The sequence below is a fragment of the Pyrococcus sp. ST04 genome, from assembly GCF_000263735.1.
Classification (GTDB): Archaea; Methanobacteriota_B; Thermococci; order Thermococcales; family Thermococcaceae; genus Pyrococcus.
In genome coordinates, this window is record NC_017946.1 from 1,350,503 (window position 1) to 1,376,321 (window position 25,819).

The following is a 25,819-nucleotide window of genomic DNA, read 5'->3' on the forward strand; positions in this document are numbered from 1 at the left end:
AGGTAATAATTTTTTAAATAGAAGAGAAAGAAGTTAAGAAATCAGAGCTTTGAGAGGTACTCAAGCAATGCCTCTGCAGCTGCCCTGGTTCCCTCTCTGTCAGTACCTGCGACTAGGACTACTCCGTATCCTCCGATCTTGCTGCACTTCTCCTTGTAGATGACCTGACCACTCTCGGCACCAGTGCCGTACTTCTCCTTCCACTCTTCGTAGGTCGTTGGAATTCCAAGGCTGTCCGCTAGTGCAGCAGTTACCTTGTTAACTACTGGACCACCAACGAGGATGAGGTTGCTGTCAACGTTCTCAAGTCCCTGCTCCATAATCTCAGTGTCAAGGACTGTTATTGGTTCAGTGAGCTTGCTTGGTATGTATGCCTTGTCTGGGTTGACCTTAACCTTGATGTCAGTAACTTCATAGCCGTCTATTGAGTCTCCGATTGAGGCCTCAACTGTCTCGTATTCGTGCTCTGCGGGTTCAATGTATACATAAGCCTCCATTGCATAAGCCTTCTTCTCATCTGAAGTCTCCTTTGGACCGTAAATCGTTGACTTGTAGTCCACTACGTAGGTGTCAAAGAGCTTGACCGTGTCTCCTGAGAGGGCTTCCTTGTTCTTGACGGCGATCCACTTAATTGCTCCATTTTCAATGGCAAATTCTGCAACCCATCCAGGAATTACCTCATCGCCACTGCTGAATGTCTTGAGATCAGTCCACACGTGGAGCTTAACAGTGTTTGTTCCAGCGATACCTACGAAGGTGTCAAGGAGTTCAATCCTAATTCCACCATCAAATAGGACTACTGGAGCCGATGTGTCAACGGTAACAGTCTCAGTGTCTCCACTTGGGCTGGTGACCTCGAGTAATGCCTTGTCTCTGTTTATGTCAATGTCAAGTATCTTAACTTTGTAACCATCGAATTCAGGGGTTGCTCCTTGTTCGTAGTAGTCTACGCCCCAGTCCTTACCATAGGTGAAGCACGCGTCACAGGACTCTCCTGTAATTAGGTTCTCTCCAACGGCAATTACTGAGAACTTCTTACCGAGAAGTGTGAACGTTGTTTTATCAGTTATTCCAGTGCCTGAGACTACTGAGACTCCAGTAATCTTCCAACCTGAATATTCTGGATAGTAGATTGGTAAGGTGCTGTTGTCAAGCACTAGGTTAGTGACCAAGTTAGTGGTTGGAGTAGTTGATTCTTTTGTAATTGGGTCAACCTTAGTTGGGCCCTCAAGTGTGTACTTGTATATTACAAATGATATGTTTGCAGTTACCTCAGGGATCTCAACCTTAAAGTCCTTAAAGTCCTCGATCTTGCCCTCAGTCTCATTAATTCCGACGAGCCTTATGCCAGAGAGCTGAACCTTAGCAGCAAGCTCTTCATCTCCAAGTGATGCAAGGTTATCAACCCTAAGCTTTAGGTAGTTGTCTGTGTCCTCTGTGGTGTTGTAAATCGTGTCAGCCCATACTGAGTTATCAAATGTAGCTGAGAACGCTGCTCCATTCCACCAAGCTGGGACATCAGTAAGGTTCATATCCTCTGTGTAAAGGTGACCTGAATCTGTATCGTAATTGTCGAATACCGGGATCTCAGCAAGTGGTGAAGTTACATCCTTCTTAGCAACGACGGTGACTCCGCTAACCTCAACATCCTTTTCAGTGTAAAGGAGGCTTCCAATTGCAGCTGCAATGTCTGCAGCACTCACAACATCCATGGCAGCACCTTCACTACCAACAACGATCTTAACATTTGGCTGGCCATCCTTGACGAAGAACTCCTTTGGAATCTCTGGAACTTGAGGCTGAGCTGATGCTAGGCCAAGTGTTGCACCGGCCATTGCGGCACCCACAACGAGTGCCGCGATCTTCTTCACCTTCATTCCACACACCTCCTACTGGTTGTAGTTTCCGCCCTAGGTGGGCTCACTTAATTCCTGCCTCCGTCAGGTATAAATACTTTTCGGTTCCAAACCCTTTCTTATGATTAAAAGAGCTCGCTAATTGCCGTAATAAATAATAGGGGCTTCCCCTTGTGCCTAGAGACATTTCGGTGTTTGCCGATAATATCTAACTACTTGACAAAATAAGTGGTCTATGAACTAGCTCATTGATTATTGCAGCTAATTCTGAAAGAGAGTTTTGAAGCTCATTTGGGGTAATCTCGATATATTCAGGTTCAATAATGACTATAGCTATAGGAGACAACTTTGCTGTAAATATAAACAGTGTTTCTAAGTTTGATAGAAGTTCTAAAGCAAATAGCAGCTTTACTCTTCTAACTCCATTTATATCTTCTTCATTAACAATCTTTGAGGCAAATTTGTTGATAAATGCCCCTTCTAAGCTTAATGCCCTAATGAAGTTTTCCTCTATCTCCTGTTGAGATTTTCCAAAGAGTTCAACAACCAATCTATACCTTATTAAGCCTTTGTCAATTATCATTTCCTCAATTTCTTCATCAGAGTACCCAATTTTTGGCCTTGGAAGTTTTGACAAATCAGGGTATGCAGCTAGACTTCCAAAAGCATCAATTAATTTTCCCATAAATGCTGAGACTTTGGCCAGAATTTTAACTAGCTTTTCTGCATGGATTTCATTACCGGAAACATCTTCAATTTCCACAATACTAGGCCCGTATCTAAGCAATACATCAACTATGTTTTCTAGATCTCCCCTGATTTTAGCCTCAAGAACTGCTGAATACTTTAACTTTGGGTCTTCGGTCTCAATAATATCCTCCCTTACCACCTCAAGAACTTCAACGTTTTTCTCCCTTTTTATCTTACGTTCAATTTCCAAAATAGAAGTTTCTACGGCTTTCTTATCGTTTCCTAGAGCCTCAATATAAAAAGTAGATGTTATCATCACCATATTACCACCACATTCCTCTGTATTTTTTTCTTTGGAAAGTTCCAACTATAGGTATTTTCTCGCCACAGTATTTACATTTTCCGTTTTCAATTTCAAATTTTAACACTTCAAATCCCCATCTTTCTATTAGCAGGTTACCACACTTCGGACAGTATGTGTTTTCCCCTCTATGCCCTGGAACGTTTCCTAGGTATACGAACTTTAACCCTTCCTCTCTTGCTATTTTATAAGCTTTTTCCAAAGTTTCCACTGGAGTTGGAGGAAGGTGAAGCAACTTGTAATGAGGGAAGAATCTTGAGAAATGGACGGGAGTGTCATCACCCAACCTCTCAACTACCCATCTCGCAAATGCTCTAATTTCTTCCTCCCTATCATTTAGCGTTGGTATTATAAGGTAAGTTAGCTCAACGTGGATATTAAACTCCTTCTTTGCTATCTCTGCAATTCTTCTACTCGGCTCACCGCTTGGAACGCTTGCGATTTTCATGTAAAATTTGTCATCAAAAGCCTTGATATCGATATTCATCGCATCTATGTAAGGGGCAAGCTCTCTGAAGGGTTCTTCATTTATATACCCATTTGTCACCAGAATGTTGTTCAAACCTTCCTTTTTAGCCAACTTCGCCGTATCAAGAACGAACTCATACCATATTGTTGGTTCGTTGTATGTATATGCTATGCTCTCACACTCATAGTGCTTTGCCAATCTCACTATAGCCTCAGGCGTGGCATCCTGGAGATAAGGAAATGTTTCATCAGCCTGACTTATTTCCCAGTTCTGACAGTGTTTACAGTGCATATTACATCCAACTGTCCCTATAGAGAATGCACATGAACCAGGCCAAAAGTGAAAAAGGGGCTTCTTTTCTATTGGGTCTAGGGCCACTGAAGATACTTTTCCATAGTTGAGAGTGTATAGCTTTCCACCAATATTCACCCTAACCCTGCAAGAGCCCCTCTTTCCTTCGCTAATTATACAATTAAGAGGGCACAATTTACATCTAACTTTACCATCCCCTAGTGGTTCCCAATACTTAGCTTCTTTCATGGCCACCTAATTATTCTCGCTCACTTTTTAAATCATGATGCTGATATATAAAGTGGGAAAAGTTATGAAAATCTACATCTTGGGTGCAGGAGCCATAGGTTCGCTCTTCGGTGGCCTTCTAGCAGAGAGTGGGGAAGATGTGCTCCTAATAGGTAGGAAAGAGCATATAGATGCCGTCAATAAGCGAGGGTTGATTATCAAAGGAATAATCAACGAAACAATCAAGGTCAGAGGAACAACGAGTGTTCCTAAGGAAAAACCTGACTTGATAATACTCGCAACAAAAGCATACTCAACAGAAACAGCACTAAAAGAGGCCTCAGGTATAGTAAAGGATACCTGGGTACTTAGCATTCAGAACGGGATAGGGAATGAAGAGAAGATAATAAGATTTGGCGGAAAAGCAATAGGAGGAATAACTACAAACGGCGCAATTTTGGAAGAGCCAGGGGTAATAAACTGGAAAGGAAAGGGAATAACGGTTGTTGGCCTTTATCCAAGTGGTGAAGATCCTTTTGTCGAGAAGGTTGCAAGGACTTTTCGGAAGGCAGGTCTGGAAACACATGTCTCGAGGAACATAGTTGGATGGATATGGGCAAAAACAATAGTTAACTCTGCAATAAATCCAATAGGAACCCTGTTGGAAGTAAAAAATGGAGCTATAGAGGACAATGAGTACTTGATGTCGATAGCTATGGAGGTGGTAAAGGAAGGATGCAGGATAGCACTACAGAATGGGATAGAGTTCGAAGTTCCCCCAATGGAATTACTCTTCCAGACGCTGAAGGAAACTAGAGATAACTATAATTCAATGTTACAAGACATTAGGAAGGGTAAAATGACGGAGATTGATTATATAAATGGGAAAATAGTGGAATATGGAAAAGCCGTAAACCTCGAAGCGCCGATGAACTCACTATTATGGGCTTTAATCAAGGCAAAAGAGGAGATGAGTAAAAATGTTCGGGAGCAAGGAGGATGACGTATTTGAAAATATAAAGATGCACCTAAACGCCGTTGAGGATACGTTAGAGAGCTTTAGGAAGATGTTCATTGAGTATATAAATGGTAACATCTCGAGAGCTGAAACCCTTCTCCATGAAGTGGAGAAAAATGAAGGACGAGCAGATGAGCTCAGAAGAAAAATAGAGCTCATGCTTTATGCTGGAGCTTTTATACCTGCCAATAGGGGAGACTACATTAGGCTGAGTGAGTTAATAGATAACATAGCTGATGCAGCCGAAAGTGCCGCTCATACATTGATATTTGCCAAACCTACGATTCCCGAAAACCTAAAGAATAATCTAATTATGCTAATAGAAGAGTCCCTAAAGACATTCAAATTCTTGAAGGAATCGGCTCTAGCTCTAGAAAGAGATGTTGATGAAGCACTTAAGCTTGCAAAGGAGACGGAGATCCAGGAAGAAAATGCTGACAAAATAGAATATGATACTCTAAGAAAGATTTTCTCTGATGAAAATATTTCAACATACGCAAAGCTTATCTGGAATCAAGTTATCACAAAAATCGGAGATATTGCAGACAGAGCAGAGGATGCTTCAGACCATATAATGCTGATGGCTGTGAAAAGGAGGTGATTATAATGAAAGTTTTAGTTGCTGCACCCTTGCATGAGAAAGCAATCCAAGTCTTGAAAGATGCTGGGCTTGAGGTCATATATGAAGAATATCCAGACGAAGAAAGGCTCATAGAACTCGCAAGAGATGTCGAAGCTATAATAGTGAGGAGCAAGCCGAAGGTCACTAGAAGGGTTATAGAGAATGCTCCAAAACTTAAGGTTATAGCTAGGGCTGGAGTTGGCCTAGACAATATAGATGTTGAGGCTGCAAAGGAGAGAGGAATAGAAGTTGTCAATGCTCCTGGAGCAAGTTCAAGAAGCGTCGCAGAGCTTGCGATTGGGTTAATCTTTGCAGTAGCGAGGAAGATAGCCTTCGCTGACAGAAAAATGAGAGAAGGAGAATGGGTCAAAAAGCAGGCGATGGGCTTTGAACTGGAAGGAAAAACTATAGGAATCGTTGGCTTTGGAAGAATCGGCTACCAAGTCGCAAAAATAGCAAAAGCACTTGGAATGAATATTCTACTGTACGATCCTTATCCAAATGAAGAGAGAGCCAGGGAAGTTGGAGGTAAGTTTGTAGACCTTGAAACACTTCTAAAGGAGAGTGATATAGTAACATTACACGTTCCCCTTCTAGATTCAACATATCACTTAATAAACGAGGAAAGGCTCAAACTAATGAAAAAGAATGCAATTCTCATAAACGCTTCTAGAGGGGCTGTTGTAGATACAAATGCGCTGGTAAAAGCCCTCCAGGAAGGCTGGATAGCTGGAGCCGGCTTAGATGTGTTTGAAGAAGAGCCACTTCCAAAAGACCACCCACTTACAAAGCTTGACAACGTAGTCTTAACGCCACACATAGGAGCCTCAACGTATGAGGCTCAGGAGAGGGCTGGAGTAGAGGTCGCGGAAAAAATAGTTAAAATATTAAAAGGCTGACTTCAGCTTCCTAAATATCTTTTTTAGTCTACTTCTTGGTATTCCCGTTTTCTTTGAGAGTTCATTGACATCCCACTTTGATAACTCTCTAAGTGACCTTATTCCGGCCTTTTTCAATCTCTCAACGGTTTTTGGGCCAACACCCTTTATTGATAGTAGAAACTTCTCAAAGTTTACAGACTCCTCACTCTGTCCACTTAAGAACTTCCCAGACTCTTTATCTTCCTCCTCGGTAGGTATTTCAGGAGGTTCTATGTACGAGGGAACCTCCGGAGGAGCTTCGCTAATGTAAGGGCCTAGGATTATTGGCCTAAATGCATTGTCCACTTCCTCAACTTCTTCGAGCAATTCTAGTTCCTCGAATTTTCCGCTCCTAATGTATTCCTCCAAGGCATTTGCTAACCTGTGAAAAACATGTGCATGCTCTAATATTCTTCTCTTCCCATACTCCTTTGCCTGCCCAGTCGTCATTAAGAATTGCCAGTCACTGGCCTCTATTAACAGGAGCTCTCTCCCCAGTTGATCCAGCACCCTATCAGTGAGTTCATCTCTTCCTAGATATTTACTTACCAGAGAGACCATCCTTCTCTCTGCAGTGTGGATTATTGGCCATGTCCACTCCACCTCAGGGTTCCACCATGTGTAATGTGTTCCGAACATCCCCCACGACCCTTCTGGTAGTTCTATCTCGTACCTCTCCCCAGAATACTTATCAAGGAAATTACTTATTGTCGTTGTTTTTATCCCTTCTTTCTCAGCAAGTTCTAGAACCCTAGCAAGCCATCTGACCCCCTCGAACCACCAATGACCGAATAATTCAGTATCATATGGAGCAACAACTATTCCCTTCTCTCCTTCGGATCTCTCAAACTCTTCAAGAAGGGATCTAACTAGACTTATGAAGTGTCTTGCATGTTCATCTACTCTTTCCATTGCTTTTTCTGGTTCATAGGGTTCTTTAGCCCCAAGGTCTTTCGTGCCAGTGACTCTCCAGTATTGACCTCCACTCTCTTCAGCCTTTTTGTGGAATTCTCTGTACCAAAAGTCACCTGGATACCCAATATCAGCACTCCAAACTTGAATTCCAGTTTCTCTGTTTCTGGCAAAGACTGCAATTCCATTTTTTAAGAAATATGGCCTAAGAGTTGATTTTTTGGTTTTTGCTGGAAGAACTTTTCCATATTTAGATGTCGCTGGCCCCTCATCCACTAGATGGCTTTCAACAAAGAAGTACTCAATTCTATATTTCTTTAAGAAGTGCTCTATACCTTTCCTCCACCTCACTTCTCCATTACTGGGACTCTTCCAGAAGCCATCCGGCCTATATGCACACTCTGGAAGCCAAATTCCTCGCGGCTTTTTACCAAAATACTTCTCATACGTCTTTATGCCGTTAAGTATTTGTCCTTCTATTGCCTCGTCCCTGTCCAACAGTGGCAAATAACCATGCGTTGCTGCAGAAGTGATTACTTCAACATATCCTTCATCCTGAAGGCGTTTGAACCTGCCGAGGATATCCCCATTTATTGCCTTCCAATATGAATACACCCTCTCAAAGTATCCAAGCATATATGAAACTGCAGCCTTGAGCTTAACATCGTCAAACTTCTCTAAGTCTTTTGCCATTGTTCTTAGCTTTCTCTCCATGTACTTCTCAAACTCTCTTTTTATGTATTCGTCATTAAGTTGCTCCATGAGAACTGGAGTAAAACTTATGACAAGTTCGAACTTTACACCCTTGTCCCTAAGTTTTTCGAGCTCCATCAGAAGGGGAAGATAGCTCTCTGATATCGCTTCAAAAAGCCATTCCTCTCCAAAAGGCCACTTTCCATGCTTTCTAACATAAGGTATATGGGTGTGTAGAACAAATGTTAAATAACCTTTCATGGCTTTTCCCCTATTGGAAAGTTTACAGGGCGATATTTAACGATTTCGGAAATCTCCTGTCTTTATTTCCAAAAAAATGATTTATCTACATAAAACACCCTAATTTATGAACTAACCAATGTTTTACAAAATTGCTGAGATTTATAAAAATTCGTCACGTAGCCAATGGGGGGAGAGGGAGTTGAAGGAGAGTATGAGTAGTGTTGACATAAAGTACGTTGTTGAGGAGCTTCAAAATATCATTGGAAGCAGAGTTGATAAGGTATACCATCAAGATAATGAGCTTAGAATAAAGCTACACAAGGCCGGGGAGGGAAGAGTGGACCTCCTAATAGAGGCGGGCAAAAGAATTCACGTAACCAGCTACATAAAGGAGAACTTGCAACCAACGGCTTTTGCAATGCTTCTTAGAAAGAACTTGTCAGGAAAATTTCTTACAAAAATTGAACAGAGAGAATTCGACAGGATAGTTATCTTAGAATTTGGAGAATACAAACTAATAGCCGAGCTGTTTGGCAAAGGAAATATAATTCTAGTGGATAAGGATTGGAAAATTATTGGGGCCTTAAGGTATGAAGAGTTTAGGGATAGAGCAATAAAACCTAAAATACATTATCAATTCCCGCCCAGCAAAGAAAACCCACTCAAGATATCATTTGAAAGATTCAAAGAGCTCATACTAGAAGAAGACACTGAGATAGTGAGAGCATTGGCAAGAAAACTTAGCATTGGGGGGTTATACTCAGAAGAAACACTACTTAGGGCAAACATCGAAAAGACTAGAAATGTCAAAGATCTTAGTGAGGAGGAGCTTAAGAAGATATATGACACAATGATAAAAGTTCTTAACCTTGAGAAAAATCCAAACATAGTTTACAAAAACGGCTCAATGGTTGATGTACTCCCCGTGGATCTAGTTTGGTATTCAAACTATGAAAAGGTCTTTTATGATTCGTTCAGCAAAGCTCTTGACGAGTATTTTGGGAAGTTAACTATTGAAAAAGCAAAGAGAGAGAGGACAAAGGCGTTAGAAGAGAAAAGAAAAGCCTTGGAGATATCTCTCAAGAGAATTGAAGAACAGATAAGAGGATTTGAAAAAGAGGCTCAAGAGAATCAGGAAAGAGGAGACCTTCTATATGCCAATTATACCTTGGTCAAAGAGATCTTAGAAACTATAAGAAGGGGCATAAAAACTTTGGGAGTTGAAGAAGTAGTCAAGCGAATCGAAGAGGCCAAAAAGAAAGGATATCCCTGGGCCAATATTATCTCCAAGGTGTCAAAAGACTCTCTAGTTATTGAACTTGAGGGAAAGAAAATTAAGCTTGATATTAATAAAACACTCGAAGAGAATGCTGAGATTTTTTATGAAAAAGCAAAGAAGGCCCGACAAAAACTTGAAGGTGCAAGAAAAGCCTATGAAGAGACTAAAAAGAAGATTGAAAACATAGAACAGGAAATTATGGAAGAAGAGAAGAAAATAGCAGTTAAAAAACTCGAAAAAAGAAGGAAAAAGTGGTTTGAAAAATTCAGATGGTTCATAAGTAGCGAAGGGTTCCTAGTAATAGGAGGTAAAGATGCAACTACTAATGAGATTGTTGTAAAAAGGCACATGAGCGAAAATGATCTCTACTGTCACGCAGATATATGGGGAGCCCCTCATGTGGTAATTAAGGAAGGAAGAAAAGCTTCTGAAAAAACTATCTTTGAAGCCTGTCAGTTTGCCGTTTCAATGAGTAGGGCGTGGAGCGAAGGTTTAGCGTCTGCAGATGCTTATTGGGTTTACCCAGAACAAGTAAGTAAACAAGCTCCCGCTGGAGAGTACCTTCCCAAAGGGGCTTTCATGGTGTATGGAAAGAGGAACTGGCTCCATGGGATACCACTAAAGTTAGCGGTTGGTATAATCAATTATGAAGGTGACGAGCTTGTCATGTGTGGTCCAGTAGATGCCGTAAAAGCCCATACGAAGAGGTACATAGTCATAAGGCCAGGAGATACGAAGAAGAGTGAACTTGTCAAAAAGATAAAGAGGATACTTGAGAAATGGGGTTACAAGGTACCTGAAGAGGATATAATGGCTGTTCTTCCTCCTGGAGAGGGAGATATTGTGGAGGTGGTTGAATGAATATTATGAAACTCTATTCATTAGCCAGGGAACTTGCCAGAGACTTAGTGTTTGATGTGGATGGCCAAGTGATAACAATCTCGATAAAAGGAGTTATTATAGCCTCAATTCCGTCTAAAAACTATAACTTTTCGTTCTTCGAGGTAAGCGAGGACGAGTTTATACTTGCACTTCAGGCCTCAGGGTACGTAGTGTATCTAGGCCTCGAAAGTGATGAGGAGGTGGAAGAAGAGGCATACCCCTCAATAGTCCAGATCTTAATTTCTGAACTAATGCCCCACGTTAACTTGCTTATAGAAGAAGCCAAAAGGGAAGGGTATAGAGGAGCAGATTTACTCCTTGATGATGATATGTCCCCAACCCTAAAAGAGGCTATGTATGAGATACTACTAAAGCATAGAAAGGGCAAATCTCCCTACGAACAATTCGAAGTGGCTTAGTATTTTATCCAATATACATTGTAAAATTTCCAATATTTTAATAATTATGTTGTATATTTTCTAATTACTAATAATCATTGCAATAATTTGTTGTATTTTTTACAAAAAATTTAAATATTTTCCAAGATTATTTTCGAGAATGGTGAGGAGTATGATAACTTACAGCGGACCAAAAGATTATGAGTTCATTGTAATACCTCATGCAAAAGATCTTGTAGAGGGTCTCAAAACTTTAGGGGTGAGAGTGGAGGAGTTTTCAATTAAAGGACGAATTGTAACGGTAAATGGATATCTTGTCCTCCACCTTATGGGAGAGCTCATTATCTCAGAAGTTGGCTATATGTCAAAATCACTCCCCAACATTGTAAGTGAGCTATTGGTGGACATGAGAGATAGAATTCAAAAGGATCTAAAGCCCTTAGGGGTATTTATATACCTAAACCCAGAGGAATTCAAGATAACAGTAATTGAAGAAAAGAAAGAACTCGGAAATTTAGTTGTTGATGTCCCGGAATATACGGAAGAAGCAGCAAAAAGATTTGGAAAAGGACTGTTGTTGTATCTCAGGGAGAAGGGTATCGAAGTAGAAACCCTTGTAATTTCAGGATATACTGTAGGCAAGGTAGTGAAGTTTAGGATACTCGTTGTTCCTCACGGAAAAAAAGAAGTTGTAGAGAAATACATTAGAAATGCCATCGAGAAATACTCTAGTTTCTTGGCAAGATCCATTAAGACACATATTCCAAAAATAGAGGCAATTGAAGTTATTGACACAAAGATAAAGCCAATATTTGGAATTATTCTCAAAAGAAAGAGCTCAATAGATAGAGAAGCCAGTAAAATAGCTTCAAGCGAGGAGATCAAATCAGTTCTAGCTAAAATCAGGGGACTAAATGAGAACCATCGCACGTAGGGTAAGAGTAATAACCTTCTCTGCACGAACCAAATGTGATGCCTTTCTTTTCTATAAGCTCTCTAGCCCTCTGAAGGATTTTAAACCTGACATCCCTTCTAAGATAAAGATATCCCTCGTATTTCTCTGTGTATAAGGGTTCAAGCTTTCTCATAAGGTGTGGGAATTTTGCCCTCATTCTGGCCCTAATATCTGGCCTAAGCTTTAGTGTTGACACTGTTATGTGACTGACAAAATCAAGCTCATTAAGAGTCTTTTCGAAATCCTCCCAAGTATAGTAGGGTATTATGGGATCTATTCTGGCATACACTGGGATTCCAGCCTTTTTAGCCTTTTTTAGCGCTCTTATTCTCGCCTTAGGTGGCGGGGCATTTGGCTCAAGCATCTTTGCTTTTTCCTCATCCATTGTCGTTACTGTAATCCCCACGGCACATCTAAGCTCTTGAAGAATGTCAATGTCTCTTTCAAAAATATCCGATTTTGTTAGCAAGAGACATCTAACCCCATACCTCTTAAACAGCTCTAGAACTCTCCTGGTTATTCCTAACTGCCTTTCTATAGTCGGATAGGGATCCGAAGAATATGACATTGCAATTATGTACCTCTTGTCGAATTTCCTCAATTCTTTTTCAAGAGAAGGGAGAAGATTGTCTTTAGTTCTAACCTTAAACGCCCTAGGTATATAACCGGTTATATAACAGTATACGCACGCATGGTCACAACCGGTATAGGGATTGAGTGTGTACTTAAATGGACATGTGCAGAGCTTAGATTTCCAGGGGTCAAACGGTCTTATATACATCGCATGTTGCTGAAATGAGAAGCAATATAAAGTTTTAAGCTAAAACTGGGAAGGGTGAAAATTATGTCAGATAAAGTTAGAGGGACTGTCAAGTGGGTTGAGGGTGAACAGTTCATAGGAAGAATAGAGGGAGATCAGTGTTCAGTAATCCTAGGTGAGGGTGGAATAAGTCCAATGAAGCTCCTCCTTCTCAGCGTTGCAGGATGTACAGCATTTGATGTAGTTATGATTCTAAAGAAGATGAGAGAGCCAATTAAGGGCCTGGAGATTGAAATAGAAGGTGTTAGAAGGGACGAATATCCAAGGATATACACAGAAGTTACGATACACTATAGAATATATGGAAATGTAGACGAGAAGAAGGCGAGAAGGGGTATAGAGCTAAGTCAGGAAAAATACTGTTCAGCATCAGCGCACATCAAGCTGAGCGGGGCAAAGGTAAACTATACCCTTGAAATAATCAGAGATAATTAATCAAGAGTTTCCCGTCTTCAGCACTCTTCTATCTCTTTTTTTCTAAATTCTTAAAAATCCTAATGAGATAACTAACTCAGATGATGAGCCTCCATCCAAGCTGAGTTGTGATGAATGCACATCAGGCTGAACACTCAACAATATTGAAAGAATGTCCTCAAGGTGGTTTATATGGTAAAGATTCCCAAAAGTCATCCAAGATACTGGAGCCTTCTTTATAGGGAGAGAATTATAGAAGGGATGGAGAGAGGAATAACTGCGAAAGCTGGTCTGATAGCACATGGAAGAGGAGAAGCTTTTGATTACCTCATAGGAGAGAAAACAATACCCCCAGCGGAGAGAGCTATGAAAGCGGCAGTTGCAAAGATATTACTTGCTAAGCACCCAGTAATTTCTGTAAATGGGAATGTAGCAGCTTTAGTCCCAAAAGAAACTGTAGAATTGGCAAAAGTTCTTAATGCAAAACTGGAGATCAACTTATTCTACAGAACCGAAGAGAGGGTAAAGAGAATAGCAGAAGTCTTGTACGAAAACGGGGCTAGGGAAGTTTTAGGAATAAACCCGACAAAATTAATTCCTGGACTAGAAAGCGAGAGAGCAAAAGTGGACGAAAATGGTATATGGAAGGCTGATGTAGTGTTGGTTCCCCTAGAAGATGGGGACAGAACAGAGGCGCTTGTTAGGATGGGAAAGTTCGTGATAACGGTTGATCTGAATCCCCTCTCCAGATCCGCAAGGATGGCAGACATAACGATAGTAGACAACATAATCAGAGCATACCCAAGGATGATTGAAATTGCAAAAGAGTTTAAGACCCTAGGAAGAAGTGAGCTTGAAGAGATAGTTTCCGAATATGACAACTCAAAGACTCTCAGCGATGTTCTACTTCATATAAGAGACAGACTGACAAAGTTGGCAGAGGAGGGGATTTGGAGAAGGAAAAAATTGGACTAATACTATAAACTTTCAACAAGTTTCCTCAGCCCTGCTATTAGTTCTGTTTCATTTTCTGCATGGGAAACGACTAGAGGAACTCTCTCCTTTTCTGCTATTTTTACAGCTAGCTCATCCAACCTCTTAACGCCATGCAATACAACCATTGCTGGTTTTAGCCCTTGAACCCTAACTGCGATCATTGGACTTCTTCCAGTAGTCACCTTAGTAAAGATCAGAGCTCTTTCTGTTGTCCAGCCATAGAGTTTTAGAAATTCTTCAGCAGACATTTCAAGTATTGCTTGGATACTATCCACTACTGTATACCCATAGATTCTCCTATCCATGAGATCAGGATTTGCAACTATCTCGCCCTTAACGGCATTAACTATGTCCTTAACTGTTACAGGGATGTTGAATTCCCTAATATCAAGAATTGCACTAGTTGGAATTTCGCCACTTAGTGTCCTGCTAAACGCCTTTATCACATTTCCCCCTCTCTTTTCGTCTATTTCTATTAATGCTTCAACGAACTTCCTTATGGTAGATGCTCCAGGACTTTTTCTTCTTCCCCCTTCATAATCACTAATAACAGAAGAGGAGACCCCAAGATACTCAGCAAGTTCGGTTTGACTTATTCCAAATATCTCCCTCCATTTTCTCATGGTTTTGCCTGGATCTGGAGAGAGAACTATCTCACCTGCGATCCTTCTAGCTAGGGCTTCCTTTTCCTTTTCGAACATGATGATATTTTAACAAAGGGATAATATAAATATTTCGGCAATTGCCTAAACATTGAGTGAAGTTAAAAGATTTTTCAACTTTCTGAAGTCTTCTTCAAGTTCCTTCCGAAGTTGGGGTCTGTATAAGGCCACGGCGGGATGGTACATAGGAATGATATAGATTTTTCCGAAGAGTGTTCCAGCCTCGAAAATCTTACCATGGATTTTACTGATATTCTCAACTTCAAAACCAAACTTTCTCAAAATGTAAGATGTTGAGAAACGGCCAAGGGTCACTATGATCTTTGGTCTTATTATATCGATTTGCATATCAAGATACGGAGCACATGCTTTGATTTCATCCTCTGTTGGATCTCTGTTATTTGGTGGTCTACATTTAACTATATTTGTTATGTAGACTTCTTCCCTTCTCAAACCTATACCTTTCAGGAGCTCATCTAGTACTTTTCCAGCTTTTCCAACAAAGGGAAGTCCTTGTTGATCCTCCCAATATCCTGGAGCTTCTCCAATGAACATTATCTTTGCATCATAATTTCCATAGCCTGGAACAGGATTTGTTCTCAAGCGCCATAGGGGACATTTTCTACAAGATTTTATTTTCTCTTCAAGCTTTTTCATCCGCTCTTCTTTAGAAACCACAGAGGATCACCTTTTTACAGGGAGTCTTGCTTGGGAAAGATAAGCTTGAAGTAATTCTACCCAAGCCGTGTAATATCCTCTTTCGTAATCATCCCTAAACTCTTGGTTTTTTATTTCTTCAAATCTTTTGAGCAATTCTTTGATCTCATCTGGATCGGGGTTGTTAAGTAGTCTTACAATAAGTGAATCAGAGTCGTTGTCTTTTATTGCACTCATAAACCCGTTTATTGCTTTTAGATATCCTCTCCCCCACTCGTCATCTTTAACAAGCTTTGAGAGCTTATCAAGGTGAGATTTTGCTTTATCAAAATCCCTCCTAAGTAGAGCCCTTAGAAACATTTCCATTCTCATTTCTCTTGCTGGCAATTTCTCACCTCCTTAGCCTCTGTAGGAGATCCTCTTTTGTTGGTAGATTATTGAACACTTTTGGATCTTTTACCTTCACTAGAATCGGGATAGTATCGTCGAACATTTTGAGTATTTTACCAAATGGTATCTTACCTTCGCCAGGAAGGAGATGTAAATCACCAACTCCATAAGCCAAAGCATCTTCAGGCTCAACCTGGGGGAACATCTTCCCGAAATTATCATGTACTAGTAGAAGTATCGTTTTGTCTACGCCAAGTTTTACATCCTCCAAAAGCTTATTTTCATTTCCCTGGGCACTCAAGAATGCATGTGCAACGTCCAATGCAAATCCTACGTTGTCTCTATCAACGTTGTCTATGACATATAGGGTGTCCTTGACACTGAAAGTATTTTCAAGGGCTATCTTTATTCCAAATTTAGATGCTGTATCGGCTAGACTTCTTATAGCATCAATTTCCAAGTCAAGCCTTCCTGTTTTCCCGCTTTGCATTACAATAATCTTTGCTCCAAGTTTTATGGCAACATCAAGAGCAGCCTTTGCTACTTTAAAGTGTCTGGTATAGTAGACGCTGTCTCTCAAATTAAGAGAGACAGGCATTCTAATTATATACTCAATTCCAACTCCCCTCAGAGCAGCCTCAACTTGTTGCAAGTGGTCTTCGATCACAATTCCATTCTTTATCAGCCCCAAGGCATGTGGAAAAATTTGAACAAAATCATAGTTCTTTATCTTGACCTCCGCCAAAATCGAAGGTAGAGTCTTTCCCTCTTTAATAAAGTGGGGATATATACTTACTCCAACCTTCATAATCCTAACCCCCTTGAAAAACCCTCAAGCGAAAGACTTAAAAGTCTTCCGTGAATGAGGTACTTCCGGGCAATGCCGGGGTAGCTTAGCCTGGTCAAAGCGCCCGGCTCATAGGGCTACTCCCCCGTAGAGGGGGAGCCTGAGAAACCGGGAGATCCGGGGTTCGAAGCCCCGCCCCGGCACCAAAGCTTTTCTGAACGTAGGTATTTTTAAGGAGTTAAACATAGATAAGAGGGGAGACCAAATGCACCTAATGGAATTCCCAAGAGAAGTTATTCTTGGTAAAGATTTAATTAGGGAGGTAAATAATGTAGCTAAAAGGTTGAAATTAAGTTCACCTGTTCTCGTAGTATATGGACCAAAAACAAGGGAAATAGCAGGAAAAGATGTGGAGAAGGCATTGAACTCAGATTTTGACGTTCATTCCATAACCGTTAAGGAAGCCCACATAAAGGAAGTTGAAATTGTCGAGGATAAAATAAGAGATGAGGGGATAAAATGGGCAATTGCTGTTGGCGGTGGAAGCATAATTGATGTAACAAAGCTGGCAAGCTATAGAGCAGGAATACCCTTCATAAGCTTTCCAACTACAGCTTCCCATGATGGCATTGCAAGTGCAAATGCCTCGATAAAAGGGCTAGGAGCAAAAACATCGATAAAGGCAAGGCCACCTATAGCGGTCATAGCGGATATAGGGATAATAAAAACAGCCCCCAAGAGATATCTAGCAGCAGGAGTTGGAGACGTGATAAGCAACATAACAGCAGTTAGGGATTGGAAATTGGCACATAAAATTAGAGGGGAATACTTTAGCGAATATGCAGCTGCATTAAGTCTAATGAGTGCAAAGATGGTCATGAGAGATGCGGAAATAATAAGGCTTGGCGAAGATGAAGGAATTAGAAAGGTCGTTAAAGCTCTGATATCTAGTGGAGTCGCAATGAGCATCGCTGGCTCTTCAAGACCTGCAAGTGGTGCTGAGCATTTGTTCAGCCATGCCCTTGACATGCTTCTCGAAAAGCCCGCTCTTCATGGAGAACAAACAGGAATTGGAACAATAATAATGGCATATCTCCACGGAATCAACTGGAAAAAGATCAAAGAGACTTTAAAGACTGTAGGCGCTCCAACAACAGCATATGAGCTGGGAATTGACCCAGAGATAATAATAGAGGCTCTAACGATAGCTCATACGATAAGGCCAGAAAGGTACACAATTTTAGGTAGAGATGGCCTAACGAGAGAAGCTGCTGAAAGAGCAGCTAAAATAACAGGTGTAATTTAGGAGGTGTTTTGAGATGGTTACGAAGACGATAATTACGCTAGTTGGGGAAAAACTGGCTAAACCCGGGCTAGAATTCATATATTATGGACCCGCAGAACCATGTAAAACGTGCAAACTTGCTAGAGTTTGTATAGGAAATCTAGAGGTTGGAAGAAGGTACAAAATAGTAAGTGTCCGCAACATAGAACATCCCTGCCCCCTCCATGAAGGGAAAGTTAGAACTGTAAGAGTAGTAGAGCCAGCAATAGAAGTCCTCATAGACCCGAGATATGCAATTGCAGGAAGCAAAATAAAATTGAAGTTCGTTGAATGCGATGATCCAGAAAAACTCGAAATAATAAGACCAGAGGGCCTATTTGAGGGAGATATGGTAAAGATACTTGAAATAGTTAGCGATGTTGAGTGCAATGGGAAGAAGTACAAACTTGTTAGGGTAGTTAGGGATACTGAATGATTTAACGTCTTTAATTTTTATTAAAAATTTTGTAGAAAAATTGAGGGAAATCACATTTTGTCAGGAGCCTCTATCCCCATAAGCCACAATGCATTTCTCAAGACCTGTCTAACAGCCATAACCAATAGTAATCTCGCTTCTCTGATACCTCTTTCTGCCTTTATCACGGGATGATCCATGTAGAATTTGTTGAAGAGTGAAGCTAATTCATTAGCATACCATGCAATTAAGTGAGGCTTTACATCCTCTCCAGCCTGCCTCACAACTTCTGGGAATTTCGCTAATAGGATCAGGAGCTCTCTTTCTTTTTCAGTTAGCTTCCCAAAGTTCGCAAGCTCAAGTAAAACTTTCCAATTTGTCGATATGCCGCTCTCTTCTGCCTTTCTGAGGATTGATGAACACCTAGCATGAGCATACTGGATATAAGGAGCGCTTTCTCCTTCAAAGTTAAGTACATCCTCCCATCTGAAGACTATCTTTTTATCTGGGCTATATTTTATCATGTTATACCTGACAGCCCCTATACCGACCTTCTGGGCTATCTCCTCTTTTTCATCCTCGGTCAGGTTCGGATTCTTCTCTTCAACAAGCTCTCTTGCCCTCTTGATAGCCTCCTCCAGAACTTCATCAACTGTAAATCCTACCCAAGTACCTTTTCTTCCAGAGAACTTCCCTTCTGGCCTCTCAACATGCTCATAGGCTAGATGATGGAAGTTCTCAGCGGCATCCTTATACCCAAGCAATTCTAAAGCATATTTCACAGCCAGCTGAGGATGCCTTTGCTCAGCCCCAATGACATTTATAACAACATCTGCCCCACCAAACCTTCCAGGCATTGACTCTCCATCCGGGGCAGTTGTCCAAGTGTGGAAGTCCCACTTCTTGTAAAGAAGGTCAACTTCAACTTTCCCAAACTTCCAGAGATGGTAAGCTATATCCTTTCCAGTATATGTCGCCGTTCCATCGCTTCTCCTTAACACCATGTAGGGATTCTTCATGTCTGGGAACAGCTTCGATAAATCCATTACAAATGCTCCCTTGTACTTTCCGTCTTTTGGGACATAAAAGTTCTCATTTTTCTCCAGCAGTTCGATTGCAATCTCAAATAGCCTTCTTGAGACTATATCACTTTCCCAAACTAGAAGATCATACGTTATGCCGAGCCTATAGGTTGTATCCATCTGAGCCCTAACTACTTCCTCCGCGAGTTTTCTTCCTTCGAAATCTCCCTCCTCTAGTTTTCTCATTAGCTCTCGTATTTCTTCCTCAATTTTAGGGTTCTCTTCAATTAGCTTGTTAACTTCGACATATAAGAGTCCTAAAGCATGATCGATTGGATTATCCTTGAGCTTCCTTTCCCTAAGTGTGTTCATTAACTCCTCAAATTTTTCCCTCATATTGAGGTAGCCCCAGTAAACTTGGGCAAACTGAACGCCGAGATCATCAATATAGTTCTGAACTTCAACGGTATATCCCAGAAACTTCAATATCCTTGCCATCGTGTCTCCCAAAATGGCGTTTCTTGCATGGCCCATATGAAGAGGCTTTGTAGGATTAACGGAGGTGTGCTCTACTATAACCTTCTTTCCCTTACCAATATCACTTCTCCCATAATCGGTTTCTTTCCCTAGAATCTCGCTGATTAATAGTCTTGCAAATTCAGCATAGTCTAGGAAAAAGTTTACATACCCGTTCACAGCCTTTACGTCCTTTATCCCTCTAGGGAGCTGAGATTTCAACTCTCTTGCTATTTCTTCAGCTATTTCCATTGGAGATCTTCTTAAAATCCTCGCCAACTGAAATGCAACCGCTGTACCAAAATCACCCATTTCGGGATTAGGAGTGTCAGCAAATTCAATTTTCCCTTCCCATTCTGGAGCTAATTTCTTAATAACTTCCTCCAATGACTTTTCTGCCTCAATCTTAATCTTATCGAGCATCCCAGACACCTCACTTTATTTTAAACCTCAGAAGTGCAGCTATTCCTCCAAGGGCCTTAAGTTTATCGCCTCCTTCATGCTCTGAACTGACAACTAAAACCTTTGCCCTAAGATTCCTAGCAAGCTCCATGAGCTCTTCTATCTTTTCCCTAGCTTCGCCTTTTAATAATTCGTCAAGAACTAAAAGAACATCAACGGCCCCATAGTTGATCGCTTCTTCAACTTCCCTAAGGCCATATGCAACGGGGCCGTTCTTTGCTATCTCTTCAATGACTTTTTCCACAAAATGTATTTCCTTAGATACCCTGCTCTCCGCGTAAACTTTGTCAACGGTTCCCCTCTTTATGACTTCGTAAATGCCCGTTCGTCCTCCCATACTAGTGTCATCTGTAACAACTCTTTTTGCAAGCTCTGGGTAGTTCTCTTTCAGAAATTTTACAAAATCCTCCTTGTAAAATCCTGGACCAGCTACTATTGCCTTTTCTATGTTTTCTCTTTCAAAAAGTTCTAACATTGTTTTTGCAATATCATGGAAAAACCTTGCCTCTTCTTCTTCCCTTTTAACGTTGTATCTTTTTCCTCCAATGTTATACCTTATTGAAGCTATGAAATCTAGGCCATACTCCCTAACTATAGCAATCTCCGCTTCTCCATCCTCAATTACAACTATCATTACCTTAGCCCTTTTAGACGCCTCAACGGCCTCTTTTATTCTCTCTATATGATGGCTTCTCCATTTCTCTTTCTGGATTGTCACTACAGTTCCAGGTTCAATAGCTATCGTGTGGTATTTCCCAAGCGGGACGTCCTCTCTGCTAGCATAGACTATTGGTCCAGTAACTCTTAACTGATTTGCAAATCTATGAAGGTTAACTTTCTCAACCCTTACTCCCAGAAACACGGGAATAACTTCAACTTTTTCAGGCCTCAATGAATCTCCACGCTGGGATTGTTTTCTAAGGGTTTTCGCGTAAACTATATCCCCCTCATTAATAACGTGATAAAGGTGCCATAAGTCATCAAGCGTCTCGACTTTTATTTTAACCTTTCCTTCTTTAGGCTTTTCTTCTAGAATTTCCATGACAAATCACCTCATTTCCAGCCAAATTCCGATAAGAATTTCCTTTTAAGCCTTTTTATAGTTCCAGACACCCCAAGTGTTCTTATCATTACTCTCTTCTCTCGCCAAGAAGAAACAAGGGTAAGTGAAAATCTTATCTCCTCTACGTAATTCCTATCACACCTAAGAATTCCAGTCTGGCTCTTCTCGTCAAATTTTACTAACCATGGCTTTGCTTTTGCAGTTCCAAGCTCCCCCAAAGTTCTAAGGACTGCATTCCAGATAAGTTCCTTTATATCATCTTTCGTTAGAGTATCTTCAGCGATTATCTGAAACGCTATATACCTATGCTTATCTCTCATTGTAGGAGGAAGCGTCTTTGGCTTATCGTTCATGGTTTGAGTTTAGGACAGTTCAATTAAAATACTTCCTCTGAATTTTACTACTGCATTTCGTAGCACAAAAGGTTTATATACCTTTCGGTATTCGTAGTTATATTGAAGGGGGTTCTCGAACCGCCGGCGGGGGTGTTGTGGTGAGTAAGCAAAGAGTTTGTCCTGTTTGTGGGTCAACTGAGTTTATCTACGACCCCGAAAGGGGTGAAATCGTCTGCGCACGGTGTGGATATGTAATTGAGGAGAACATAATTGACATGGGTCCAGAATGGCGTGCATTTGACGCTTCTCAGCGTGAAAGAAGGTCAAGAACTGGAGCTCCAGAGAGCATACTTCTTCATGACAAAGGACTCTCAACCGACATAGGAATTGACAGGTCACTAACAGGATTAATGAGAGAAAAGATGTACAGGCTAAGAAAATGGCAGTCTAGACTCAGAGTAAGCGATGCTGCCGAGAGAAATCTTGCATTTGCCCTAAGTGAGCTCGATAGAATAACAAGCCAACTTAAGCTTCCAAAACACGTTGAAGAAGAAGCGGCAAGGCTTTATAGAGAAGCCGTGAGAAAAGGGCTTATTAGAGGAAGGTCAATCGAAAGTGTTATTGCAGCCTGTGTATATGCTGCTTGTAGGCTCCTCAAAGTACCCAGGACATTAGATGAAATATCTGATATAGCAAGAGTAGAAAAGAAGGAAATCGGAAGGAGCTACCGTTTTATTGCCAGAAACTTAAATCTCACTCCCAAAAAGTTATTCGTGAAACCAACTGACTATGTTAACAAGTTTGCAGATGAACTGGGCCTTAGTGAGAAAGTTAGAAGGAGGGCTATAGAAATTCTTGAGGAGGCATACAGAAGGGGACTTACTAGTGGAAAGAGTCCTGCTGGGCTTGTTGCTGCAGCTTTATATATAGCATCTCTTCTAGAAGGTGAAAAGAGAACGCAAAGAGAGGTTGCAGAAGTTGCAAGAGTCACTGAGGTAACCGTAAGAAACAGATACAAAGAGCTCGTAGAAAAACTTGGAATCAAAGTCCCCATGACATGAATTTCTTTACTATTCCTCTTTTCTCTAAAATTTGTAAAGGGAAAGACTTTTATTGGCGCCGGGGCGGGGATTTGAACCCCGGTGGGCAAACGCCCACGGGCTCTCCAGGCCCGCGCCTTCCCTGGCTAGGCTACCCCGGCACACTCCCAACAGTAAATAGAATTAGAGGGATTATAAACTTTTCATGAGATGAGTTCAATTTCAATTGTAACGTCTTCAGGAACGCGGATTCTCATGATTTGCCTCATAGCTCTCTCATCAGCTTCAATATCAATGAGCCTCTTATGAATTCTAAGCTCCCATCTGTCGAAGGTAGCTGAACCCTCTCCGTCGGGGCTCTTCCTTGTAACTATCCTTATCCTTTTGGTGGGAAGAGGTATTGGCCCGCTCATTCTCACTCCAGTTCTCTCAGCTATTTGCTTTATCTGATTTGCAACCTCATCAAGAGAGCGGACATTTGTACTTGCAAGCTTAATCCTTGCTTTCTGCATAAAAATCACCCCAGAGAATTAATAAAGAAGGGAGAAGAAATCACTCACCCTTCTGGATTGAGATTACCATACCTGCGGCGATTGTCATACCCATGTCTCTGATAGCGAATCTACCGAGCTGTGGGATCTCCTTGAAGGGCTCAAGGACTACTGGCTTCATTGGCCTAAGGATAACGATTGCTGGGTCACCAGTCTTGATGAACTGTGGGTTCTCTTCAACAATGTTACCTGTCTTTGGATCAAGCTTTGCTAGGAGCTGCTCAAACCTAACTGGAACCTGAGCAGTGTGAGCGTGAAGGACTGGGCTGTAACCAACGGTAATTGCTGTTGGGTGGTTGAGGACATAAATCTGTGCCTTGAAGGTGTCCTTTGTCCTGACGACTGTTGGTGGCTTGTCGGTGTGTCCAGCAACGTCACCTCTCTTAATATCGTTCTTGCTAACACCTCTGACGTTGAATCCGATGTTGTCACCTGGAAGAGCCTCTTGGAGTGGCTCGTGGTGCATCTCGATGGACTTGACTTCACCCTGTATGGGCTTGTGGAAGATCGTTGATGCTGGCTCAAAGATTACGACATCACCGACCTTAAGCTTACCAGTCTCTACTCTACCAACTGGAACAGTACCGACACCCTTAATTGAGTAGACATCTTGGATGGGTATTCTGAGTGGCTTGTCAACAGGCTTCTCTGGCTCTGGTATCTGGTCAAGTGCCTCAACGAGTGTTGGACCGTTGTACCATGGCATCTTGTCACTCTTCTTAACAACGTTGTCGCCTTCCCAAGCGCTAATTGGGATTATTGGGAACTCCTTGTAACCAAGGATCTTGAGGAGCTTCTCAACCTGGGCCTTGACCTTCTCGAAAGCCTTCTGGTCGTAGTTAACCATGTCCATCTTGTTTATAGCAACGATGATGTGCTTGATACCGAGAGTCTTTGCAAGGAATGCGTGCTCCTTGGTCTGTGGCATGACACCATCGGTAACTGCAACGACAAGAACTGCTGCGTCAGCCTGTGAGGCACCAGTAATCATGTTCTTAACGAAGTCCCTGTGACCAGGAGCGTCAATAATTGTAATGTACCTGTGTGGGGTCTCGAACTTGGTGTGAGCAACGTCAATGGTAATACCTCTTTCTCTCTCTTCCTTAAGCCTGTCCATGACCCAAGCGAACTTGAAGGACTTACCCTTTTCACCCATCTCCTCGAACTTCTTGATGATTGTCTCTGGGATGTTACCTGTGTCGTAGAGGAGCCTTCCAATGGTTGTGCTCTTTCCGTGGTCTACGTGCCCGATAAACACGATGTTAACGTGGGGCTTGTCCTTTGGCATCTTTAACCACCTCCAAACTTTTGCCTAACCCTACTTTTGAGCTGGCTTTTTAAAATTTTCGCACATCAGCCCCCTCCGGCGGGAAACCCGCCACTTGGGAGGGAGCTTCATGGGCTCGGATTGAAGTAAAAAATGGGGCTTAAAAACTTAACTCACAGATTTAAACAGAAAGTCGTAAACTGACTACCTAGGAAGAGGCTCAGCGGTGACCACTATCATCATCACTCAGACAAGACCGATTTCTTCATCGCCCCTTCAATTCACTCGCAAATATGTATTTAAACTGTTATACAAACTACAGGCCATGAGATTCATACCCCTTATAGTCGCAAGACCGGAAGTTCAGATGGCTATAGACGAAGCCATAATGATAGCGAGGATCGAGGGGAAAGTTCCAGATACAGTAAGGCTTTATGTGTTTAAGCCAAGTTCAGTAACAATCGGTAGATTTCAGAGTGTTAGACACGATGTAGACTTGAATAAAGCAAAAGAGCTTGGAATTCCAGTAGTTAGGAGAATTACAGGAGGAGGAAGTGTCTTCCATGATGAGTTTGGGGAGATAACGTACTCAGTTGTTATAGGGGAAGACTATCATCCCGCACTTAAAAATATCCAGGAAAGCTATAGATTTTTAGCTGGCCCTCTAGTGGATGCCCTTAGAGATCTCAACCTGAATGCAGAGTTTTCTGGACTTAATGACATTGTTGTCAATGGTAAAAAGATAAGCGGATCTGCTCAAACTAGAAGGAAAGGGGTTATACTCCAACACGGAACTTTTATGTACTCAACGAGGCTGGAAATCTTGGCATCGGTTTTGAAAGTTTCCAAGGAAAAACTCAAGGATAAAGGAGTAAAAAGCATTTACGAAAGGGTAACTACTTTGGAAAAAGAAGGGATAAAGCTGAGCATGAACGAAGCCTATGAACTACTTAGAGCATCATTCTTTAGGGCATTTCCACTAGAGGAAGGAGAGCTAACGAAATATGAACTAGAGCTGGCAGAAAAGTTGATCGAAGAGAAATATGGAAATCCCAACTGGAATGAAATGAAGTAATTATGTCGTTACGTTATTTTTTCTTTTTTCAAGCCTCGCCCTTTGGGGTGGGGACGAATAAACGTTCAATGTGTCTCGGAAAATCGAAACCTTTTTAGAATCTTGCAACGTAATTTGGCCCCCGAAGCGACCACCTAAAAAACAACCCCTCTCAAAGGGGTTTAACGTGTCCCTCCCGATAGGGGGATGACGCCATAAGGCGTCCT

The 25,819-nt window shown here is 41.5% G+C and carries 26 protein-coding genes and 2 tRNA genes; 13 read left to right on the plus strand and 15 right to left on the minus strand.

All coding sequences use genetic code 11. The features are described from left to right. Window positions 1–41 precede the first annotated feature (41 nt). From PY04_RS07075 to amrS, 3 genes are all read right to left on the minus strand, one after another. Entirely contained in the window at window positions 42–1,877 is a 1,836-nt protein-coding gene (locus PY04_RS07075) for an S-layer protein (RefSeq protein ID WP_014734450.1), read from the minus strand. Window positions 1,878–2,064: 187 nt separating this feature from the next. Continuing rightward, window positions 2,065–2,868, minus strand: coding sequence for a hypothetical protein (locus PY04_RS07080; RefSeq protein ID WP_014734451.1), 804 nt, complete (start codon window positions 2,866–2,868; stop codon window positions 2,065–2,067). A 1-nt stretch (window position 2,869) separates the two neighbouring features. Next, on the minus strand, window positions 2,870–3,916 hold the full coding sequence (gene amrS, locus PY04_RS07085) for an AmmeMemoRadiSam system radical SAM enzyme (RefSeq protein WP_014734452.1): 1,047 nt from the start codon (window positions 3,914–3,916) through the stop codon (window positions 2,870–2,872). Between the two features lie 64 nt (window positions 3,917–3,980). Here amrS and PY04_RS07090 point away from each other — a divergent pair, with 64 nt between their 5' ends. The 3 genes from PY04_RS07090 to PY04_RS07100 are packed head-to-tail and all read left to right on the plus strand — an operon-like array spanning window position 3,981 to window position 6,434. Then, window positions 3,981–4,898 carry a 2-dehydropantoate 2-reductase gene (locus tag PY04_RS07090; RefSeq protein WP_014734453.1) on the plus strand — a complete coding sequence of 306 codons (918 nt, stop codon included), beginning with the start codon at window positions 3,981–3,983 and terminating at the stop codon, window positions 4,896–4,898. Further along, complete coding sequence (locus PY04_RS07095; protein ID WP_014734454.1) at window positions 4,876–5,514, plus strand: TIGR00153 family protein; 639 nt, start codon at window positions 4,876–4,878, stop codon at window positions 5,512–5,514. The genes PY04_RS07090 and PY04_RS07095 overlap by 23 nt, the downstream gene beginning before the upstream one ends. Window positions 5,515–5,519: 5 nt before the next feature. Beyond that, entirely contained in the window at window positions 5,520–6,434 is a 915-nt protein-coding gene (locus tag PY04_RS07100; protein ID WP_014734455.1) for a D-2-hydroxyacid dehydrogenase, read from the plus strand. Here PY04_RS07100 and PY04_RS07105 read toward each other — a convergent pair. After that, complete coding sequence (locus PY04_RS07105) at window positions 6,423–8,321, minus strand: 1,4-alpha-glucan branching protein (protein WP_014734456.1); 1,899 nt, start codon at window positions 8,319–8,321, stop codon at window positions 6,423–6,425. The two genes, PY04_RS07100 and PY04_RS07105, sit on opposite strands and share 12 nt — an antisense overlap. 181 nt (window positions 8,322–8,502) lie before the next feature. On the opposite strand from PY04_RS07105, the gene rqcH reads away from it, so the two are divergent. The 3 genes from rqcH to PY04_RS07120 all read left to right on the plus strand — a co-directional run bounded on the left by rqcH (window position 8,503) and on the right by PY04_RS07120 (window position 11,796). Next, entirely contained in the window at window positions 8,503–10,443 is a 1,941-nt protein-coding gene (gene rqcH, locus PY04_RS07110) for a ribosome rescue protein RqcH (RefSeq protein ID WP_048056083.1), read from the plus strand. Then, window positions 10,440–10,883, plus strand: a complete 444-nt coding sequence (locus PY04_RS07115; protein WP_014734458.1) for a hypothetical protein — start codon at window positions 10,440–10,442, stop codon at window positions 10,881–10,883. The genes rqcH and PY04_RS07115 overlap by 4 nt, the downstream gene beginning before the upstream one ends. Window positions 10,884–11,022: 139 nt before the next feature. Beyond that, on the plus strand, window positions 11,023–11,796 hold the full coding sequence (locus PY04_RS07120; RefSeq protein WP_148266024.1) for a hypothetical protein: 774 nt from the start codon (window positions 11,023–11,025) through the stop codon (window positions 11,794–11,796). Here the strand turns inward: PY04_RS07120 and PY04_RS07125 are convergent. Next, window positions 11,765–12,598: a radical SAM protein gene (locus tag PY04_RS07125; RefSeq protein WP_048056084.1), complete on the minus strand. Its 834-nt coding sequence runs from the start codon at window positions 12,596–12,598 to the stop codon at window positions 11,765–11,767. The genes PY04_RS07120 and PY04_RS07125 overlap by 32 nt on opposite strands. Window positions 12,599–12,661: 63 nt before the next feature. Between PY04_RS07125 and PY04_RS07130 the strand changes: the two genes are divergently transcribed. Further along, window positions 12,662–13,072, plus strand: a complete 411-nt coding sequence (locus PY04_RS07130; RefSeq protein WP_014734461.1) for an OsmC family protein — start codon at window positions 12,662–12,664, stop codon at window positions 13,070–13,072. Between the two features lie 171 nt (window positions 13,073–13,243). Then, window positions 13,244–14,026: a 4-phosphopantoate--beta-alanine ligase gene (locus PY04_RS07135; protein WP_014734462.1), complete on the plus strand. Its 783-nt coding sequence runs from the start codon at window positions 13,244–13,246 to the stop codon at window positions 14,024–14,026. 2 nt (window positions 14,027–14,028) lie between these two features. On the opposite strand, the gene PY04_RS07140 is transcribed toward PY04_RS07135, so the two are convergent. The 4 genes from PY04_RS07140 to PY04_RS07155 are packed head-to-tail and all read right to left on the minus strand — an operon-like array spanning window position 14,029 to window position 16,564. Further along, a complete protein-coding gene (locus tag PY04_RS07140; protein WP_048056085.1) occupies window positions 14,029–14,748 on the minus strand; it encodes a helix-turn-helix domain-containing protein in 720 nt (239 codons plus the stop codon). Between the two features lie 45 nt (window positions 14,749–14,793). Next, window positions 14,794–15,366 (minus strand): type-4 uracil-DNA glycosylase, encoded by a 573-nt coding sequence (gene udg, locus PY04_RS07145; protein WP_014734464.1) that lies wholly within the window; start codon window positions 15,364–15,366, stop codon window positions 14,794–14,796. A gap of 27 nt (window positions 15,367–15,393) precedes the next feature. Further along, on the minus strand, window positions 15,394–15,753 hold the full coding sequence (locus tag PY04_RS07150; protein ID WP_048056086.1) for a hypothetical protein: 360 nt from the start codon (window positions 15,751–15,753) through the stop codon (window positions 15,394–15,396). Between the two features lie 4 nt (window positions 15,754–15,757). Next, a complete protein-coding gene (locus PY04_RS07155) occupies window positions 15,758–16,564 on the minus strand; it encodes a sugar phosphate isomerase/epimerase (RefSeq protein ID WP_014734466.1) in 807 nt (268 codons plus the stop codon). Window positions 16,565–16,638: 74 nt separating this feature from the next. Here PY04_RS07155 and PY04_RS07160 point away from each other — a divergent pair. The 3 genes from PY04_RS07160 (at window position 16,639) to PY04_RS07170 (ending at window position 18,303) form a co-directional block, all read left to right on the plus strand. Beyond that, window positions 16,639–16,749, plus strand: a tRNA-Met gene (locus tag PY04_RS07160). 59 nt (window positions 16,750–16,808) lie between these two features. Then, window positions 16,809–17,849: an NAD(P)-dependent glycerol-1-phosphate dehydrogenase gene (locus PY04_RS07165; RefSeq protein WP_014734467.1), complete on the plus strand. Its 1,041-nt coding sequence runs from the start codon at window positions 16,809–16,811 to the stop codon at window positions 17,847–17,849. A gap of 13 nt (window positions 17,850–17,862) precedes the next feature. Next, entirely contained in the window at window positions 17,863–18,303 is a 441-nt protein-coding gene (locus tag PY04_RS07170; RefSeq protein WP_014734468.1) for a UPF0179 family protein, read from the plus strand. 50 nt (window positions 18,304–18,353) lie between these two features. Here PY04_RS07170 and PY04_RS07175 read toward each other — a convergent pair whose 3' ends face one another. The 3 genes from PY04_RS07175 to PY04_RS07185 are packed head-to-tail and all read right to left on the minus strand — an operon-like array spanning window position 18,354 to window position 21,698. Beyond that, window positions 18,354–20,243, minus strand: a complete 1,890-nt coding sequence (locus tag PY04_RS07175; protein ID WP_014734469.1) for an arginine--tRNA ligase — start codon at window positions 20,241–20,243, stop codon at window positions 18,354–18,356. A gap of 10 nt (window positions 20,244–20,253) precedes the next feature. Continuing rightward, window positions 20,254–21,324: an mRNA surveillance protein pelota gene (locus PY04_RS07180; protein ID WP_014734470.1), complete on the minus strand. Its 1,071-nt coding sequence runs from the start codon at window positions 21,322–21,324 to the stop codon at window positions 20,254–20,256. Between the two features lie 11 nt (window positions 21,325–21,335). Beyond that, window positions 21,336–21,698, minus strand: coding sequence for a ribonuclease P protein component 2 (locus PY04_RS07185; RefSeq protein ID WP_014734471.1), 363 nt, complete (start codon window positions 21,696–21,698; stop codon window positions 21,336–21,338). A 140-nt stretch (window positions 21,699–21,838) separates the two neighbouring features. Between PY04_RS07185 and PY04_RS07190 the strand changes: the two genes are divergently transcribed. After that, window positions 21,839–22,741 carry a transcription initiation factor IIB gene (locus PY04_RS07190; RefSeq protein WP_048056087.1) on the plus strand — a complete coding sequence of 301 codons (903 nt, stop codon included), beginning with the start codon at window positions 21,839–21,841 and terminating at the stop codon, window positions 22,739–22,741. A gap of 53 nt (window positions 22,742–22,794) precedes the next feature. On the opposite strand, the gene PY04_RS07195 is transcribed toward PY04_RS07190, so the two are convergent. From PY04_RS07195 to tuf, 3 genes are all read right to left on the minus strand, one after another. Continuing rightward, window positions 22,795–22,881 (minus strand) — tRNA-Ser (locus tag PY04_RS07195). Window positions 22,882–22,923: 42 nt separating this feature from the next. Next, on the minus strand, window positions 22,924–23,232 hold the full coding sequence (gene rpsJ / locus PY04_RS07200; RefSeq protein WP_014734473.1) for a 30S ribosomal protein S10: 309 nt from the start codon (window positions 23,230–23,232) through the stop codon (window positions 22,924–22,926). A 40-nt stretch (window positions 23,233–23,272) separates the two neighbouring features. Continuing rightward, on the minus strand, window positions 23,273–24,559 hold the full coding sequence (tuf, locus tag PY04_RS07205) for a translation elongation factor EF-1 subunit alpha (RefSeq protein ID WP_014734474.1): 1,287 nt from the start codon (window positions 24,557–24,559) through the stop codon (window positions 23,273–23,275). A 304-nt stretch (window positions 24,560–24,863) separates the two neighbouring features. Here tuf and PY04_RS07210 point away from each other — a divergent pair, with 304 nt between their 5' ends. Next, on the plus strand, window positions 24,864–25,613 hold the full coding sequence (locus PY04_RS07210; RefSeq protein WP_048056088.1) for a biotin/lipoate A/B protein ligase family protein: 750 nt from the start codon (window positions 24,864–24,866) through the stop codon (window positions 25,611–25,613). Window positions 25,614–25,819: the final 206 nt, after the last annotated feature.

Bases quoted from the DNA above. Each gene is read 5' to 3' on its own strand.
- PY04_RS07075 (WP_014734450.1), bottom strand. From the start codon at position 1,877: ATGAAGGTGAAGAAGATCGCGGCACTCGTTGTGGGTGCCGCAATGGCC.
- PY04_RS07080 (WP_014734451.1), bottom strand. From the start codon at position 2,868: ATGGTGATGATAACATCTACTTTTTATATTGAGGCTCTAGGAAACGAT.
- amrS (WP_014734452.1), bottom strand. From the start codon at position 3,916: ATGAAAGAAGCTAAGTATTGGGAACCACTAGGGGATGGTAAAGTTAGA.
- PY04_RS07090 (WP_014734453.1), top strand. From the start codon at position 3,981: ATGAAAATCTACATCTTGGGTGCAGGAGCCATAGGTTCGCTCTTCGGT.
- PY04_RS07095 (WP_014734454.1), top strand. From the start codon at position 4,876: ATGTTCGGGAGCAAGGAGGATGACGTATTTGAAAATATAAAGATGCAC.
- PY04_RS07100 (WP_014734455.1), top strand. From the start codon at position 5,520: ATGAAAGTTTTAGTTGCTGCACCCTTGCATGAGAAAGCAATCCAAGTC.
- PY04_RS07105 (WP_014734456.1), bottom strand. From the start codon at position 8,321: ATGAAAGGTTATTTAACATTTGTTCTACACACCCATATACCTTATGTT.
- PY04_RS07115 (WP_014734458.1), top strand. From the start codon at position 10,440: ATGAATATTATGAAACTCTATTCATTAGCCAGGGAACTTGCCAGAGAC.
- PY04_RS07120 (WP_148266024.1), top strand. From the start codon at position 11,023: ATGGTGAGGAGTATGATAACTTACAGCGGACCAAAAGATTATGAGTTC.
- PY04_RS07125 (WP_048056084.1), bottom strand. From the start codon at position 12,598: ATGTATATAAGACCGTTTGACCCCTGGAAATCTAAGCTCTGCACATGT.
- PY04_RS07130 (WP_014734461.1), top strand. From the start codon at position 12,662: ATGTCAGATAAAGTTAGAGGGACTGTCAAGTGGGTTGAGGGTGAACAG.
- PY04_RS07135 (WP_014734462.1), top strand. From the start codon at position 13,244: ATGGTAAAGATTCCCAAAAGTCATCCAAGATACTGGAGCCTTCTTTAT.
- PY04_RS07140 (WP_048056085.1), bottom strand. From the start codon at position 14,748: ATGTTCGAAAAGGAAAAGGAAGCCCTAGCTAGAAGGATCGCAGGTGAG.
- udg (WP_014734464.1), bottom strand. From the start codon at position 15,366: ATGAAAAAGCTTGAAGAGAAAATAAAATCTTGTAGAAAATGTCCCCTA.
- PY04_RS07155 (WP_014734466.1), bottom strand. From the start codon at position 16,564: ATGAAGGTTGGAGTAAGTATATATCCCCACTTTATTAAAGAGGGAAAG.
- PY04_RS07165 (WP_014734467.1), top strand. From the start codon at position 16,809: ATGCACCTAATGGAATTCCCAAGAGAAGTTATTCTTGGTAAAGATTTA.
- PY04_RS07170 (WP_014734468.1), top strand. From the start codon at position 17,863: ATGGTTACGAAGACGATAATTACGCTAGTTGGGGAAAAACTGGCTAAA.
- PY04_RS07175 (WP_014734469.1), bottom strand. From the start codon at position 20,243: ATGCTCGATAAGATTAAGATTGAGGCAGAAAAGTCATTGGAGGAAGTT.
- PY04_RS07180 (WP_014734470.1), bottom strand. From the start codon at position 21,324: ATGGAAATTCTAGAAGAAAAGCCTAAAGAAGGAAAGGTTAAAATAAAA.
- PY04_RS07185 (WP_014734471.1), bottom strand. From the start codon at position 21,698: ATGAACGATAAGCCAAAGACGCTTCCTCCTACAATGAGAGATAAGCAT.
- rpsJ (WP_014734473.1), bottom strand. From the start codon at position 23,232: ATGCAGAAAGCAAGGATTAAGCTTGCAAGTACAAATGTCCGCTCTCTT.
- tuf (WP_014734474.1), bottom strand. From the start codon at position 24,559: ATGCCAAAGGACAAGCCCCACGTTAACATCGTGTTTATCGGGCACGTA.
- PY04_RS07210 (WP_048056088.1), top strand. From the start codon at position 24,864: ATGAGATTCATACCCCTTATAGTCGCAAGACCGGAAGTTCAGATGGCT.